Raw genomic sequence first — 18332 nt, 5'->3', positions numbered from 1 at the left:
TCTGCAATTCTGGCGAGAAAACGCCCCAGAAACTCGACTAATTAATGAATATGGCCCGACAGAAACTGTTGTGGGTTGTTGCATCTATGAAGTAACAGATGACACTTCGTTAACAGAGGGGATTTTAATTGGTCGTCCCATTGCTAATACCCAACTTTATATTTTGGATGAATACCTGCAACCAGTCCCCATTGGTGTCAGAGGTGAACTCTATATTGGTGGAGCTGGTGTGGCAAGGGGCTATTTGAATCGTCCTGAGTTGACAAAAGAGAAATTCATTTCTCACCCCTTCATTCATGAACCAGGCGCACGGCTGTATAAGACGGGAGATTTGGCACGTTATCAACCAGATGGCAATATTGAATACCTCGGAAGGACAGATCACCAAGTAAAAGTACGAGGCTTTCGCATTGAGTTGGGAGAGATTGAGACAGCCGTCAATCAACATCCCCAAGTCAAACAAGTGGCGATAATTGTCCGGGAGGATCAACCAGGCGACCAACGTTTAGTAGCCTACCTCATTCCAGACGGGGAAGCACCAACAAGCGACGAGTTGCGAAACGCCCTCAAACAGCAACTCCCCGACTACATGATTCCGACTGCCTTTGTAGTGCTTAATACTTTACCTCTCACACCTAACGGCAAACTAGACCGGAATGCTCTCCCCATCCCAGATATTAATATCACTTCCGAAAACTTTGTCTTACCGCGTACACAAACGGAAGTCTTAATTGCTGACCTCTTCGCCTCACTCCTTGGAATCAAACAAGTTAGCATTCACGATAACTTCTTTGCCTTGGGGGGACATTCCCTATTAGCTACACAAGTTATTTCACGTCTGCGGGTAATCTTCCGCATTGAAGTACCCCTACGGTTATTATTTGAATCTCCCACAGTAGCGGAACTAGACCAAGCCATCCATAAACTACAGCAAACGGACTCAGGGTTACTCTCACCACCCCTTGTTCCTGTCACTAGAGATAATCAACCCATACCTCTATCGTGGTCACAGCAACGACTATGGTTTTTAGCCCAATTGGAATCCAGCAGTGGCACATACAATGTACCTGCGGCTTTACAATTGCAAGGATACTTAAATGTTGCAGCTCTAGAGCAAGCATTGCAGGAAATTGTCCATCGTCATGAAGTTTTGCGGACAAGTTTTCCCACCATCAACGGCGTACCTACCCAAGTAATTGTTCCTGCTGTGACTGTGACACTCCCACTCATAGATTTACAGGGATTACCAGAACAAGCTGAACAAGTTAAGCAACTGACAATCACTAACTCACAAACAACCTTTGACCTCGCCATTGCTCCCTTAATGCGATCGCAGTTGTTGCGTTTGGGTGAACAGTCTCATATTCTATTAATTAACCTGCATCACATTGTTTGTGATGGTTGGTCTGTGGGTGTATTCATCCAAGAATTATCAGCACTGTATACCGCCTTCACTGAGGAAAAACCCTCCCCCTTACCAGAGTTAGCAATTCAGTATGCTGATTTTGCAGTATGGCAAAGACAATGGTTGAGTGGAGAAGTATTAGAGAAAAAACTCAACTATTGGCAACAACAGCTAGCAGGTGCGCCACCACTGTTAGAATTACCAATTGATCGCCCCCGTCCACCAATCCAAAGTTATCAAGGGGGTTACTATGGGTTTACACTGGATGCTGACTTGACAGCAAAACTCAAGAGTTTGAGTCAAAAATCTAGCGTTACCCTATTTATGACCCTGCAAGCGGCATTTGTAACGTTACTGCATCGCTACAGTGGACAAACAGATATACTCGTTGGTACACCCATTGCTAACCGCGATCGCAAAGAAACAGAATCATTAATTGGCTTTTTTGTCAACACTTTGGTATTGAGAACCCAAATTACAGACAATCCCAAGTTTGCGGAATTACTGCAACAAGTCCGGCGAGTGTCGCTAGAGGCTTATGCTTACCAAGATGTCCCCTTTGAGCAGGTAGTAGAAGCCTTACAGCCAGAACGGAATCTGAGCCACAGTCCCCTGTTTCAAGTGATGTTTATTTGGCAAAATACCCCCTCCCAAAATTTTGAATTACCTGGTTTGAGTCTCACACCTTTACCTATTGAGACAGTTACAGCCAAGTTTGATTTAACCCTGTCAATGGAAGAAACTCCCCAAGGTTTAGCCGGGGGATGGGAATATAACAGCGATTTGTTTGATTTAGCAACTATTGAACGTATTGCTCATCACTTCCATAATTTACTAATAGCAGTCACCACAAATCCAGAACAGCCTGTGGGTTTATTACCTCTGTTAACAGCTAGTGAAGAACAAAAAATACTAGTTGATTTTAATCATACAGAGGCTGATTATCCCACTGATTTATATTTACACCAACTATTTGAAGCCCAGGTAGAACGAACACCTGATGCCGTGGCGGTAGGAATCGGGACTGGGGAAGAGTTAACTTATGCTGAGTTAAATACTCGTGCTAATCAACTAGCTTGTTACCTACAGTTTTTGGGTGTGGGTAATGAGAAAGTGGTAGGAATTTGTGTAGAACGTTCCCTAGATATGATTGTGGGTTTGTTAGCAACTCTCAAAGCTGGGGGTGCTTATGTTCCTCTTGACCCCAAATACCCGGCGGAACGTTTGGCGTTCATGGTAGAGGATGCTGAAATTGAGGTGCTATTAACACAACAGCCTCTAGTAGATTTACTGCCAAAAACAATGGCAAAAATTATCTGTTTAGATACAGAGTGGCTAGCAATATCTGCCTACTCTCCCCACAGCCCACAGCCCACTACCCATTCCCCCAATCATCTAGCTTATATAATCTACACATCTGGTTCTACTGGTAAACCCAAAGGCGTGCAAATTATTCACAGTGCGGTGGTCAACTTCTTAACCTCAGTAGCGCAAGAACCAGGAATTACAGCCGCAGATGTGGTACTTTCCGTCACCACTTTATCCTTTGATATTGCGGTACTAGATATTTTCTTACCATTGATGGTAGGAGCAAAGGTGGTTTTAGTTAGTACCGAGATGACTAAAGATGGCTACGCATTGCAAAAGTTGCTACTGGAATCTCACGCTACAATCATGCAGGCGACACCAGCCACTTGGCGAATTTTGTTAGCTTCTGGGTGGAATGGTACAGAAAAATTAAAAATATTATGTGCTGGTGAAGCCCTACCCAGGGATTTAGCTAATCAACTACTCGCCAGAAGTTGTGAACTCTGGAATGCTTACGGCCCGACAGAAACTACTACCTGGTCAACAGTTTATCAAGTAGAACCAGGTGAAGGTAAAGTATTGATTGGTCATCCCCTCGGCAATACTCAAATTTATCTGCTGGATACTTACGGACAACCTGTACCAATTGGAGTCGCTGGGGAATTGCATATTGGTGGTGCAGGATTAGCGAGAGGTTATCGTAACCGTCCAGAATTGACTGCGGAGAAGTTTATTTCCAGTCCCTTTCAGGAAGAGAAATGTCTGTATAAAACCGGAGATTTAGCCCGGTATTTACCAGATGGCAATATTGAATACCTAGGACGAATTGACAATCAAGTAAAATTACGGGGCTTTCGGATAGAATTAGGTGAAATTGAAGCCGGAATTATTGCCCATCCCCAAGTTAAGCAAGCCGTCGTCATCATCCGCGAAGACCAGCCGGGAAGGAAACTTTTAGTAGCTTATGTCGTTTCTCAACAGGAAACACCGACTAGCAGCGAATTGCGTAATTTACTGCAAGAGCAACTTCCTGAGTACATGATTCCCAATGTCTTTGTATTCCTAGAAGCTTTACCCCTCACACCCAATAGTAAAATAGATCGTCGCGCCCTCCCTGCACCAGAGTTAGAAGCTAGCAACCAAGATGATGTAGTTAAACCGCGTAACCACATTGAAGAAAGTTTGGCTAATATCTGGGGTGAAATCCTGGGACTACAACAAGTCGGTATTCATGATAACTTCTTTGAGTTGGGTGGCGATTCCATCATTAGTATTCAGGTAATTGCTCGCGCCAATCAAGCAGGGATACAGCTAACACTCAAGCAGATATTCCAACATCAAACAATTGCTCAGTTAGCAGCAGTCTGCACAATGGGTAGTATCCCAGCAGAACAAGGTTTAGTCACTGGAGAATTACCTTTAACTCCGATTCAGCATTGGTTCTTTGCACAAAATTCACCCCAACCAGACCACTTCAATCAATCTGTACTACTAGAAGTACAGCCAGATTTGCAGCCAGAATTATTACAGCAGGTAGTCCAAAAGCTATTAGAACATCATGATGCTTTACGGCTGAAGTTCTGGCGCGATGATTCCCAATGGCAGCAGATTAATAGCGATGCTGTCAATACTGTACCTTTTGATGTGATAGATTTATCAGAGCTTAGTCCCAAACAGCAACAAGAGACAATCACAGCATTAGCAGCAAAATTACAAGCTAGCTTGAATGTGTCCGCAGGTGAATTAATGCGGGTAGTGCTGTTTAAGTTGGAGACAGATAAACCCAGTCAATTACTCATCATCATTCATCACTTAGCGGTAGATGGAGTCTCCTGGAGAATTTTATTAGAAGACTTTTCGACTGCATACCAACAACTCAGCCGTGGAGAAACTATTCAACTACCACCCAAAACAAACTCCTTTAAAGATTGGGCAACACATTTACAAGAATATGGGCAATCGCCTGCTCTAAAATCAGAAATAGCATACTGGCTCACCCAGTCCCATAATCTCCCCCTACCAGTAGACTATCCCAACGGTAAAGCCCACAACACCGTTGCTAGTGCGACTCAAGTATCAGTTAGTCTCAGTGAAGAAGAAACTCTAGCACTGCTACAAGAAATCCCCCAAGTCTACAATACCCAGATTAACGATATTTTACTAACTGCCTGCCTCCAAAGTTTTAATAATTGGACAGGTAACAATTCACTCCTCATCGACTTAGAAGGTCACGGAAGAGAAGAACTCTTTGCAGATATCAACATCTCCCGGACAGTAGGTTGGTTCACTTCCATTTTCCCCATTCTCCTATCACTTGACACAACTCCCTTCCTCAGAGACTCCGCCTCTCTGGGTGAAACCAATCAAAACCCAGGAGAAGCCCTAAAATCCATCAAAGAACAACTACGCAGCCTACCCCAGAAAGGCATAGGCTACGGAATCCTACGCTATCTCAGTGATGACGAACAGATGCGCCAGCTAGCCAGTAAAGCCGAGGTATGTTTCAACTACCTAGGACAATTTGACCGCATCCCCCCCGGAATTATCCAAGGCTTTGCCAAAACATCCACCGGAGCAACTCAAAGTTCTTTATCCCATCGTCCGCACTTATTAGAAATCAATGGAATTGTAGCAGAAGGCAAACTACACATCAATTTGACTTACAGCGAAAAAGTGCATAAACAAAGCACCATTGAACACCTAGCCAACGATTTCATCACCGCCTTACAAACACTCATCCACCACTGTCAGTCAGCCACCGGCGGATACACCCCATCTGATTTTCCCGCAGCCGAGTTAAATCAAGACGAGTTGGATGCTTTGTTAGCAGAAATCGATGAATAAAAGTAGGGGAGACAAACTAATTCAATAAATTACGAATTACGAATTACGAATTACGAATTAAAAGGAAACCATGACCATCTCAGAACAACCAGCCAAAAGTAAAAACGTCGCGGCTATTTATCCGTTGTCGCCAATGCAGCAAGGGATGCTGTTTCATACTCTGTACTCGCCGGAGTCGGGTATTTACTTTGAGCAATTTATTTGCACAATTAGCGGTAACTTAAATGTGGCAGTGTTTAAGCAGGCTTGGCAACAAGTAGTAGAGAGACATCCTGTATTAAGAACGCTGTTTGTGTGGGAAAATCGCAAAAAACCCTTACAGATTGTCCGCCATCAAGTTACCTTACCCTGGACTGAGTGCGATTGGCGTTTACTTGCTCCCTCGGAACAGCAAAAACAAGTAGAAGAATTTTTGGTGAGCGATCGCACTCAAGGCTTTAAATTAGATCAAGCTCCCCTGATGCGCTGTGCTTTGTTGCGACTGGGAGAAAATACTTATGAACTGGTTGCTAGTTTTCATCACTTATTAGTAGATGGTTGGTCACTACCGATTCTGTTTCAAGAAGTGTTTACTTTCTACGAAGCTGGAAATCGTGGTGAGCGTCTATCTTTAGCTACTCCCCGTCCTTACCAAGAGTATATTACTTGGTTGCAACGTCAAGATATTGCTGCGGCGGAAAACTTTTGGCGGCAAAACTTACAAGGGTTTACTGCACCGACACCTCTAGGAGGAAACCGGGGTGTACATCATCAAGGTAATTTTTTAGACATAACTTTTGAGTTATCATCCCAGATTACGGATACCCTACAAAGTTTTGCTCAACAGCACCGTGTCACCCTTTCTACTTTAGTACAGGGAGCTTGGTCAATATTACTGAGTCGCTACAGTGGGGAATTGGATGTAGTTTTTGGGGCTACGGTATCCGGTCGTCCTCCAACTTTGGTAGGGGTGGAATCAATGGTGGGTTTGTTTATTAATACCCTACCGGTGCGGGTACAAATCCCGGAAGATACGGCGATTGTACCTTGGTTGCAATATTTACAAACCCAGCAAATAGAACGAGAGCCATATTCTTACAGTCCCTTGGTCGATATTCACGGCTGGAGTGAAATTCCACGGGGAATGTCGTTATTTGAAAGCTTGGTAGTATTTGAAAATTACCCAGTAGATGCAGCACTACAAGAACCTTTAGCAAGTTTAGAAATTGATCATGTCCGGGTTTTTGAAATTAATAATTATCCTTTAACCTTAGTAGTAGCAGCGCAGCAGACATTATCTGGCAAGATTATATATGATAGCGATCGCTTCGATGCTGATACTGTTACCCGCATGATGGGGCATTTTCAAAATTTATTAACTGCGATCGTTACTCAGCCAGAGTTACCAATTACACAAGTACCTTTAATTAGCAATACAGAGAAACAACAGTTAATCTCAGCCTGGGATGCCCATAAAACAGAATACTCTAGCAATTACTGTTTACATCAATTGTTTGAGCAGCAGGTAGAAAAAACACCTGATGCCGTGGCTTTAGTATTTGGTGAGCAAAGTCTGACATACAGTGAGTTAAATGTGCGTGCTAATCAATTGGCGCATCATTTGCAATCTTTGGGTGTCAAGCCTGAGACGCTGGTGGGTGTCTGCGTGGAACGTTCTTTTGAGATGATGGTGGCTTTACTAGGGATTCTCAAAGCTGGCGGTGCATATCTCCCCCTTGACCCAGATTATCCGGCTGAACGTTTGGAGTTTATGCTGGCGGATGCTCAAGTATCGGTGTTGGTAACACAGTCGCAATGTTTGGATATTTTACCGATTTTTTCTGCTAACAAGGTTTGCTTGGATACAGACTGGCAAGTTATCAGCACTCTCAGTTCAGAAAATCCGGTGAGTCAAGCGATACCGGAGAGTTTGGCTTATGTGATTTATACCTCTGGCTCTACGGGTAAGCCGAAGGGGGTAATGGTCAATCATGGCAATGTGACTCGTCTATTTGCGGCGACGCAGGATTGGTTTAAGTTTGATGCTAGGGATGTTTGGACTCTGTTTCATTCCTACGCTTTTGATTTCTCGGTGTGGGAAATGTGGGGGGCTTTGTTGTATGGCGGTCGGTTGGTGATTGTGCCTTTTTGGGTGAGTCGTGACCCGGAGGCGTTTTATGATTTGCTGCTGCGGGAGGGAGTGACGGTGTTAAATCAGACTCCTTCGGCTTTTCGACAGTTGATTTGGGTGGAAAATTCACGCAGAGACGCGGAGGCGCAGAGAGGAGGAAATGAGAGGATTGCTTTGCGGTGGGTGATTTTTGGGGGGGAGGCTCTTGACCCAACTAGTTTATTACCTTGGTTTGAAAGACATGGGGATGCTTGTCCGCAGTTGGTCAATATGTATGGGATTACGGAAACTACTGTTCATGTGACTTTTCGTCCGTTGAGTATGGCGGATGCTGGGAGTCGTAGTAGTGTGATTGGTGTGCCGATTCCTGATTTGCAAGTCTATATTCTGGATGAGCATTTGCAGCCTGTTCCTGTTGGGGTGCGGGGTGAAATGTATGTTGGTGGTGCTGGGGTAGCACGCGGTTATCTGCATCGTCCAGAGTTAACCCAAGAAAGATTTATCCGATTGGGTATTAGGAATAATCCTGTCACCTATAACCCTCTCTACAAAACTGGTGATTTGGCTCGCTATTTACCCGATGGGAATATTGAATACTTGGGACGAATTGACCATCAAGTAAAGGTTCGCGGTTTCCGTATTGAGTTGGGAGAGATTGAGGCGGCGTTGAATCAACATCCTGTGGTGCAGGAAAATGTGGTGATTGCTCGTGAAGATACTCCAGGAAATCAACGTTTGGTAGCTTATATTGTGGCTGATGCGGTTAAGTCTGAGTCTCCACAAATCCCCAGCACTACCAAAGAAACGACTTGGACAAGTCCCCAACTATTAATTAATGAACTGCGTCAGCATCTAGAGGGACAATTACCTGATTATATGATTCCCTGGGCTTTTGTGCTGCTGGATAGTTTACCGCTAACTACCAACGGTAAACTAGACCGCCGCGCCCTTCCATCCCCAGATTTAGATCAAAATCGCCACACTAGTTTTGTCTCCCCACAAACTGAAACAGAACAGGCGATCGCTGATATCATATCCTCTGTACTAGAAATTACCAAAATCGGCATTCATGATAACTTCTTTGAACTAGGTGGACATTCCCTCTTGGCTACTCAAGTGGTTTCCCGCTTACGGCAAACTTTCACCATTGAGTTACCCGTACAAACTATTTTTCAGAGTCCCACCATCGCCGGACTAGCAGAAATAGTCATTGGTAAACAATTAGAACAAGTAGATGATGATGCCTTGGCACAGATTTTAGCTGAAGTCAATCAGTTATCATCCCAAGAAGTCAAACTGCAATTAAATAAAGATGAGAGCATTTAATTAACTCATCCTCTCCCCTACGCCCCTCTGCGTTGAAAATTCCCTAGCTACTTATTGCACAAATGCCCAGACAATAGTATCGTAAATTTCGTGTGTGCTGAATCACATCACCATAAGATTTTTATGTACGGCTGATGCAAACTCTGTGTTTGAATCGTCGCTATTGTCATGACTTGTTCTGATACAAATTCCCAATTAATCAGCCCCTTTATTTGTGTAGCCACTAGGTTTAAAAGGGTTTTGCAAAATAAAGTTTTAACATGAATTTATTTAGTAGAGAATTCTGGAAACAATTTTTAGCGATCGCCAAACCTTATTGGTATCCTAGAGCTACTGAAGATAGAAAATTTATCAAGGTTTTATCGTCCTGGTTGTTGCTGGCTTTGGCAATTGGTCTAGTTATAGCAACTAACGCCATCAACGTCTACAATAGTTTTGTCACCAGAGACTTAATTGACTTACTCGAAGAGCGAGACATACCTGCTTTCTTTCGGCTGTTATTCATTTATGCTAATCTGCTGATTATCTTGATACCTTTAGTTGGGATTTTGCAATATTTGAAAAAAAAGATTGCCCTAGATTGGTATCAATTTTTAAATAATCACATTCTAGATAAATATTTTCAAAATCGCGCCTATTACAGAGTTAATTTTCGTACAGAAATCGAAAATCCAGACCAAAGAATCGCTCAAGAAATAGAACAAATTCCGCAAATTGCTACGCAAATCTTCTTTGTGGTAGTAGAAAAAACTTTGGAAATTGTGAGTTTTTTAGCAGTGATTTGGTCTATCTATAGACCTGTAGCAGTGATAATAGTTATTTATGGGATATTAGGTAATATTGTTGCTGGGTATCTCAGTCAAAGATTAATTAAAATTAGCACTGCTCAATTAGAAGGTGTCGCTGATTACAGCTATAGCTTAACTCACGTCCGCAACAATGCCGAATCGGTGGCATTTTTCCAAGGCGAAGAACAAGAAGCAGATATAGTTAAGCGCAGATTTGCTAAATTAATGGACGCTAAAAAACAAATGATTGGATGGTTGCGAGACCAACAAGTATTTGTCACCAGCTATCAATCTTTTTTGAGCATATTACCTTTTCTTGGCATTGCACCATTATATTTTTTCAATCAAATCGAATTAGGAGAAGTGAGCCAAGCTAGTACAGCCTGTAGTATTTTTGCTGGTGCATTATCTGTGTTGGTGACAGAGTTTGGTGGTTCTGGTAAGTTTGTCAATTTGGTGGAACGATTATCTACTTTCTCAGCTATTTTGGAAGTCACTAAGGCTAAGAAAACAGGTAAGAAAATTGAGACATTAGAAGCCAATCGATTGGAATTGCAAAATTTGACCTTACAAACTCCCAACTACGAGAGGGTAATAGTTAAAGATTTATCAGTGGTTGTAGAATCGGGTAAGGGTCTATTAATAGTAGGGGCTAGTGGCCGTGGTAAGAGTTCTTTATTGCGAGCGATCGCCGGTTTATGGGAAGCTGGCACTGGTCGCATCATCAGACCTAAACTAGAAGAAATTTTGTTTTTACCCCAACGTCCCTATTTAATTTTAGGAACTCTCCGCGAACAGCTTTTATATCCCAACCAAAATCGTCAAATGAAAGACGAAGAATTAGAACAAGTCTTACAACAAGTTAACCTCTCCGATTTAACATCCAGAGTAGGTGGCTTTGATGCAAATGTTTATTGGGAAAACATTCTCTCTTTAGGCGAACAACAACGCCTAGCTTTTGCCAGATTATTAGTAATTCGTCCCCGCTATGTAATTTTAGACGAAGCAACCAGTGCCTTAGATTTAAAGAACGAAGAGAAACTCTATCAACAGTTGCAACAAAGCGGTACAACTTTTATTAGCGTGGGACACCGAGAGAGTTTGTTTAATTATCATCAATTGGTTTTGGAACTCTCAGAAGAGTCAAATTGGCGACTCGTCCCCATAGAAGAGTACAGTATTAACCGCGAATTCATTCAGCTATCGGAGACAGAACCCATAAAGGTGCTAGAAATTGTACCTGATAAACTCCAGTCGGAAGACTCAAAATTGACGGCACTCAAAATTGACGGATTACGAAAATTATGTAAAGAAAAAGGTATTAAATGGCGCAATGCACGTGGTACAGGTAAACACTTAACCAAAGGCGAAATGTTAGCCATGTTGAACGAAATTGTGGTCTGACTCCAGGATGAAGAGTGCTGAGTAATGAGTAATGAGTAATGAGTAATGAGTACAATTCCTAATGACTCTCAACCCCTGACTCCTAACTTATCACTCAATATGGTTCACTTAAGACGAAACGCTTTGTTGGGTTGCACTATCGCTTAACCCAACAAAGCGTTGTGTTTTTTGGGTTACCCTGCGGGAAGGCTGCGCCAACGTTCCTCAACCCAACCTATGCCAGTTGTAGTTTTTAGCCTTAACTGAACGGTATTGACTTATCATTCACAACTCATTACTCATTACTCATTACTTATTATTCGCAACTCATTACTCAGCACTCAGCACTCAGCACTCAGTATGGTGAAATCTGGAGTTAATTTTGGGAACACTTGATGTAGTCGGGTAAGTATCTCTATTAACCCCAGTATTTCTTCTACATCAATCATGAAATGTATTAAACCCTCCCTATATTTATCTATTGTTGCCTGTTCGTTGCCTTTGTATTTCAACTGCTTTCCCATTGCTACCCTAGCAACACAAAAGATGCAGTTTCCGTCTCAAGGTACAAAACAAGATGGGCTGATTAGTCAGGCTTTTAAACCACCAAAGCGGGGAAGTCCACCTGTAAGTGCTGGTGGTTCTACCCGTGGTTCTGTTTGCATCAGTGGGAAACAACTGATTACCCCTCTCATTCCATCTAATAAATTAGGGCTGACATTTGCTGAACGGCCGAAATTTTTCTGGTATGTCCCGCAAACTTCTGTGAAAACAGCCAAGCTGCTGCTGTTAAGTGATGCAGACCAAAATGTATTCTATGAAACTACCTTAACCCTACCTAATACACCAGGAATTGTTAGCTATACTCTTCCTGAAAGTGCGCCGCCACTCGCAATTGGCAAAACTTATCACTGGTATCTAACTTTAGTTTGTGATGCACAAGACTTCAGTACAAACCCTAGGGTTGAGGGTTGGGTGGAGCGTATTCAACCGGAGTCGTCATTATCCGAGAAATTAGCCACAGCAGATGCACGGAAATTGCCCTATATCTATGCAGAGGCGGGAATTTGGCATGAAGCGTTAACAGCGATCGCCCAGCTACGCTATAGTGAACCGAAAAATTTACGTAATATCTTAAATTGGCGACAATTTTTGACATCAGTGGGGTTAAATGCGATCGCCTCCGAACCATTGCATGATTGTTGTCAAGCTGAAAATTCAGCCTCGAAATAATCATGCTTTGGAACAAGTTCAAACCCGCAATCTGGCAATGGCGCGGTGTGATATTTGCAGTACCAACAATTACACTCCTGGTCATTCTCTTACGATGGACAGGACTGTTGCAACTCTTGGAATTGGCTACACTAGACCAATTGTTCCTGCTGCGTCCACCAGAACCACCAGATAGCCGCATTGTCATAGTAGAAATTAACGAAGCAGATGTCCGTCAACAAGTACAGTGGCCAATGTCTGATGAGGTGTTGGCTAATGTATTGGAGACAATTAAACAACAAAAACCAAGGGCAATTGGTTTAGATATTTATCGTGATTTACCCGTAAATCCTGGACATGAAACACTAGTCAAAGTATTTGCCAATACACCTAATTTAATTGGTGTACAAAAAGTTTCTAATAGTATTGATAGTGCGCTGGTGAATCCACCGCCGGCACTTAAACAACGCCAACAAGTTGGGTCAAATGACTTACCTTTAGATGGAGATGGTAAAATCCGTCGGGGTTTGTTGTATGCCAATTTAAATGATCAAGATGTTTTAGAAAGCTTTGCCTTAAAATTAGCGTTACTGTATTTAAAACCAGAAGGTATTACAGAAAAACCATCTACCAATAATCCCGATTATTTACAGTTAGGTAGGGGGATTTTTCCCATTTTTGAAGCTAATGACGGCGGTTATATCCGTGCTAACGACGGCAGCTATCAAGTATTATTAAACTACCGAGGCCATATCCAACAGCAATTTACTACTATATCTCTTTCCCAAGTCCAAAAAAACCAGATTCCCCCCAATTTTATGCAGGGTAAGGTGGTATTGATTGGGGCAACTGCTGAGAGTTTGAAAGATTTATTTTACACACCCTATAGTAGTAAAGTTTTCTCCGCACCACAACGTATGGCGGGGGTGACAATTCACGCCAACTTAATTAGTCAAATTTTGAGTGCGGCTTTAGATGGTCGTTCATTAATTAAGACTTTACCTGAACCTATAGAATTATTACTAATTTTAGGTTCATCAATTATTGGTGCGACTTTATGCTGGCAACAACGCCATTACATTAATCAAAAAACCCTCTTAGCTGTCAACGTATTTTTTGCAGGTGGGGTTTTACTTGGTGGTAGTTTTATCGCGTTTATTTTAGGTTGGTGGCTTCCCGTTATTCCTGCACTTTTGGCTTTAGGAGGTTCAGCGATCGCAGTTACTCAATACATCGCTCAAAGTGCTGGCGAAATGCGAAAAACTCTCGGACGCTACCTCACTGATGAAGTCGTCGCCAACTTATTAGAAACTCCCACTGGGTTAAAAATAGGTGGTGAACGCCGCCAAGTCACATTACTATTTTCTGATTTACGCGGATTTTCGGCGATTTCAGAACAATTACCCCCTGAACAAGTAGTACAGATTCTCAATCTCTATCTGGGTGCAATGACAGAGGTAATTAACCAATATAAAGGCACAATTAATGAGTTTATTGGTGATGGGATCTTTGTCATGTTCGGTGCGCCAATAAGTCGCCCAGATGATGCCCAACGCGCGATCGCCTGTGCGATCGCCATGCAGTTAGCCATGCAGCAGGTGAATCAACAAAATCAGCAAATGAATCTGCCAAGGCTAGAAATGGGTATAGGAATCAATACTGGTGGAGTTGTCGCCGGTAATATCGGTTCACAAAAACGCGCCCAATACACAGTTATTGGTAGTCATGTAAATTTAGCTGCAAGGATAGAAACCTATACTGTAGGAGGACAAATTTTAATTTCAGAGAATACTTATAAAGATGCCAAAACTGACCTTAAAATTACCGGACAATTGCAAATTGAACCCAAAGGCATCAAAGAACTAATCACGATTTATGATATTGGCGGGATTGGTGGTGAATATAATTTGTTATTACCAGAAGACAATGATGTGATGGTGAGTTTAGCATCGCCAATACCTGTAGAATACACTGTATTGCAAGGTAAACAAGCAACGGGAATATTATTTCAGGGTGAATTGATTAACCTTTCTGAAAAAAAAGCTTATCTCAAAACTGCACATTCTTTAGAACCTCTGAATAATCTCAAACTTAGGTTAGTCAATGCACCAGAAATAGACATTTATGCCAAAGTTATTAAACAAACCGATGAGCATAATTTTCTGATTCGATTTACCAATATTCCCCCGCAGGCGATCGCAATTTTTCAGGGAGTGGGGAGTTAAATCAGTTATCAGTTACTAGTCAATAACTGATAACTGAATGATGCCCAATTTCTATTGACTATTGACTTCCGTGACAAACTCCGTCAAGAACCTAAACGCCTTGAGAATATAAGTAGCGCAATCTCTAGGGGAAGTGTTGTAAAAATGTCGCCACGCTGAGGCTTTATCCTCATCATAGCGATCGCCTCGTTCTGGATGTCCATCTAACCAAGCTAAACGCACCGCATGACCGATTAACACGTCTAAAACCATGTATTCTTCAATTTGGAGGTTGGGATTTTTAGAGGCGATCGCAGCTAGTTCCATTAATGCTTCAATGTTAACTCGGCGGTACTCTGGGGCTTCAATTTTATTTAACAGATGCTCAACTAATAAAGCAAAATTCTTTTCCCCGGCTGTCATCTCCGATATCATGACATTGCTTTCTAAGCGATTGCGACGCTCTAGTTTATCGCCAATCACCACACCCTTACAATGGTGCATTAATAGCCAAACCTGCTGAAAGAAGTTTTTTGGAACTCGGTTTAACGCACCCTCGGCTTGGCGGAAGCGTCGCCAACCACCCACCGGAATTTCTTGTGCTTCTACTTCTTCCTCAATTACAGGTAATACCGCCCAATTAATATCACTTTCTTTTTGTTTGACGTGCAGAGATTCCTGCTGACGCAACAAATTACTCATCCCTGTATAACCACTCAATACTTGATGTAAGCGGTCTTTAACTTCAAAGGGTGCGAGTTCCATTAACTGCTCATAGGCTTCATCTTGAGTTACCCGTAACTCCCGCGCTAGTTCGCTGGTGATTAATAAGATGAGATAGCCGACTCTCAGGGTAAGTAGTCCTTGGAATAATTCTGGCTCTGTTTTGATGAGAATACTAAGATAAATGAGGATTTCTTGTGTGAGGACGCGATCGCGGATATCCTCACGACAGAAGTTATTAATTTTCTCGAAAATCTCATTGTGAGGCATCGGCACGGTAATCAATGACGCTTCGCTATAAGCCCTACCTACAGCAATTTGCTTACCCCGCACCAAAATAATCGTTACCGCATCCGACAAACCAATATCCACCATCTGGCGCAACCCCGCCGCCCGCCGAACTACTGCCCAGTGTCCTGAATCTCCGGCTTTGGTGTACACTTCATCTAGTAAATAGGCTACAGTCACCGGATAATCCGGCCCCCCAAAACCTGTATCAAATTCCAGCCCTTGCAACCGAGTCAAAGTTTGCAATAATTCAATTTGCTCATAAAGATTTTCTGATGAACGCAGAGATGTTAACAAAAAGCTCAAGTTAGTCTCACATTCCATCTGGAATTCTTGCGTATGCCCCAATCGCCAACTTTTTCCAGGATGATAAGCCAAATAATAGCAATGTGGAGCAGCATTTTGCATGGCAGATTGAGTAAATTCCCCGTCTTGCAGAAAATCAATTCTTTGTATTCCCGCCGTCAGCATGAGTTGATTTAGTCGCCCTAATTTGACTTGCACACCATTACATACACCTTCTTTCAACTCCTGCATTAGTTCTAGTAAAGCTTGCGAACCAGTTTCTAGGATGGTGTGTGTCAACATTAAACTTAAAGTCGGACGACCTAAATCACTCCAATATTTTTGAATATAAGCTAGTTCACTTCTAATTTGATCTAGCAAAAAATGGTAGTCAAGAGTTAAATAAAACTGCTGTGAATCTAAAAACGCAGGTAAAAATACCACTGTTTCGCCCTGGATGCGGAAGATCCTAGATGTAGTCAAACTCCGCAGTCGGCGCACTGGCCGCCCAGTTAAACCGAGTTTATCATTGCGCCCAATTTGAGTATAAATATGCGAAAATTCACCCGCTTTTCTCACTTGAATTGGTTCTACCTGTTTGGGTGTTTGAGTTTCAATTCCATGCACTTCTAGTTTCGCTTGTAAGTCTTCATCTTCTGCTAACAGCGCAATTTGGACTAAAGCTTCCCGCTTTTTCCCTACACACAAATGTCTTCCTAAAGGGTCAATATCTCCCAGTGCTAATAACCCCTCACTCAACATTTGACCGAGAAAATATAAACTCTGCGCCCACACTAAGGGGACATTTTCATTAGGTAAACGGGGCTGACTTTGAGGAACTAACTTTTCGGCTTCAACATTTTCAGCAGGCACATAATAAACTTCTGGTAATAAATGCAACCCATCCCGCTCAATTAGTAAACTTGCTAAACTCTCTTGATAAAATTTAGTTCGCTTTTTATCATTACAAAATAACCCATCCAAGGCTAAATAAGTAAAAAATAACGGCCATTCACATTCAATATGTTCAAATTGCTTCAGTTCCCAAGGTTCATAGTGCAACCGTTGATTATCTTCTAAAACCGTTTGGTGTCCATCTCGCAAAAAGCGTTTACAGCCGTATTTCCCTTGGAGTTTATGAATAATCTCGTTCAGTGTACGTTCTCTTAACTGCACATCTTCCACTGCAAAGGCAGGATAACTAATAATACTCAACAGTGCCGCATCAATTTCTTTAGAAGCAGATTCCCTCGGTAATAGTGATTCTAAAGTAATCCGCGCACGAGCAATTTCATCTGGCAACACATGAATGACTGAAGCTTGGCTTCCCCTCACCCCAAATAAATCCAATCCGTTGATTGATTCTAAAGCAGCTTTCGCCATCCCGACAGAACTGGCGTTCAACTCTGCATTCCCATGATTGATTTTATTCCCCCGTTCCCAAATGCCATAATCAGGGGTGCGATAAGCTCGTCCAATGTAATAAACCAAGTTTTGGACAAAATTGACTTCATCAATTGTATAAGTTATCTGCAATCCTGAAGCGGTCATTTGTGCCAGCATCAATAAAAAGATTGATGTGGCATCTAATTGCAGATGTCCCCATTCATCATCACCAACCACAATATCCCCTGTGGTTGTGTTGTATTTGGCGTGTAAGCCATCTAAGAGTGACTGCGTATGTTTAAACTGCTCTACTTTATGGGATTGTCGCATCATCGCAAACAACAACCCACGCATCAACTTAATCACGCTATGTTCTAACTCATAGGTGCGTCCCTTATCTTCATCCACCTTGCGGTAAGCCAGTGCTAAACCCCAAACTGCCAAAATACTGTAGACATTATCTCTTACCCAAGCATCAGTATAATCGCCGTGGGCAGTTATGGCTGTACTCGCCGGCAATAACCCAGTAATCGGATTTTGACGGGTCAAAATAATAGTTTTGATTTGCTGATAGTAATATTCCAGACGGGCTTGTAATGTAGTGGCTGTTGTCATAATCTCATTAATAGCAGCTTGCGGAATGTCACCCTGTAGCTGTGAAGTCAATTATGTGAGCCAAGCCAAAACAAGTTTTGTCATGAGCAATGGTACTACAGCTGAGGGCGGTGGGGATTTATTATTATCTCGTGTTAGCGAGCATTTGGGTGCAAATTGTTAAGGAGTGATCACCAAATCGAAAAACTTTGTGAAATCTTTATCAATACCTAGAACTATTGATACCTAAGTTTTATATTACTGTTGTTAGATTTAAAGAATCAGTAACCTAAATCATTCCCAAGGTTAAACAAGCACTATCAGCTGATTAATTAGATTGTAGGTAAGGCCACGTTATGGCAATAAATTATTAAAGATAGGAGATTGATGATGTCTTTACGTTATAACCAAAATCTTGCCTTACTAGTGAAAGTAGTGTATTCACAAGTCAAAGTCAACGGCAAAGTTGAGTTAGG

The 18332-nt window shown here is 42.2% G+C and carries 7 protein-coding genes; 6 read left to right on the top strand and 1 reads right to left on the bottom strand.

Annotated elements, in window-relative coordinates; translation table 11 throughout:
- The 5 genes from VB693_RS27540 to VB693_RS27520 all read left to right on the top strand — a co-directional run.
- On the top strand, positions 1-5557 hold a 5557-nt coding region (locus tag VB693_RS27540; protein WP_323269030.1), incomplete at its 5' end, for a non-ribosomal peptide synthetase.
- A gap of 70 nt (positions 5558-5627) precedes the next feature.
- Positions 5628-8993, top strand: coding sequence for a non-ribosomal peptide synthetase (locus VB693_RS27535; protein WP_323269029.1), 3366 nt, complete (start codon positions 5628-5630; stop codon positions 8991-8993).
- Between the two features lie 260 nt (positions 8994-9253).
- Positions 9254-11185: an ABC transporter ATP-binding protein/permease gene (locus VB693_RS27530; protein WP_323269028.1), complete on the top strand. Its 1932-nt coding sequence runs from the start codon at positions 9254-9256 to the stop codon at positions 11183-11185.
- 525 nt (positions 11186-11710) lie between these two features.
- Positions 11711-12397 carry a DUF928 domain-containing protein gene (locus VB693_RS27525; protein ID WP_323269027.1) on the top strand — a complete coding sequence of 229 codons (687 nt, stop codon included), beginning with the start codon at positions 11711-11713 and terminating at the stop codon, positions 12395-12397.
- Positions 12398-12399: 2 nt separating this feature from the next.
- On the top strand, positions 12400-14601 hold the full coding sequence (locus VB693_RS27520) for an adenylate/guanylate cyclase domain-containing protein (RefSeq protein ID WP_323269026.1): 2202 nt from the start codon (positions 12400-12402) through the stop codon (positions 14599-14601).
- Between the two features lie 51 nt (positions 14602-14652).
- Here the strand turns inward: VB693_RS27520 and VB693_RS27515 are convergent, their stop codons facing one another.
- On the bottom strand, positions 14653-17877 hold the full coding sequence (locus VB693_RS27515; protein WP_323269025.1) for a glycoside hydrolase family 15 protein: 3225 nt from the start codon (positions 17875-17877) through the stop codon (positions 14653-14655).
- Between the two features lie 25 nt (positions 17878-17902).
- Between VB693_RS27515 and VB693_RS27510 the strand changes: the two genes are divergently transcribed.
- Positions 17903-18040 carry a hypothetical protein gene (locus VB693_RS27510; RefSeq protein WP_323269024.1) on the top strand — a complete coding sequence of 46 codons (138 nt, stop codon included), beginning with the start codon at positions 17903-17905 and terminating at the stop codon, positions 18038-18040.
- The last annotated feature ends 292 nt before the right edge of the window (positions 18041-18332 follow it).

This window comes from Anabaena sp. UHCC 0399 (assembly GCF_034931465.1).
Classification (GTDB): Bacteria; Cyanobacteriota; Cyanobacteriia; order Cyanobacteriales; family Nostocaceae; genus Trichormus; species Trichormus minutissimus.
Note: the sequence above shows the minus strand (reverse complement) of the source record. Positions and strands in the feature narration are given on the sequence as shown.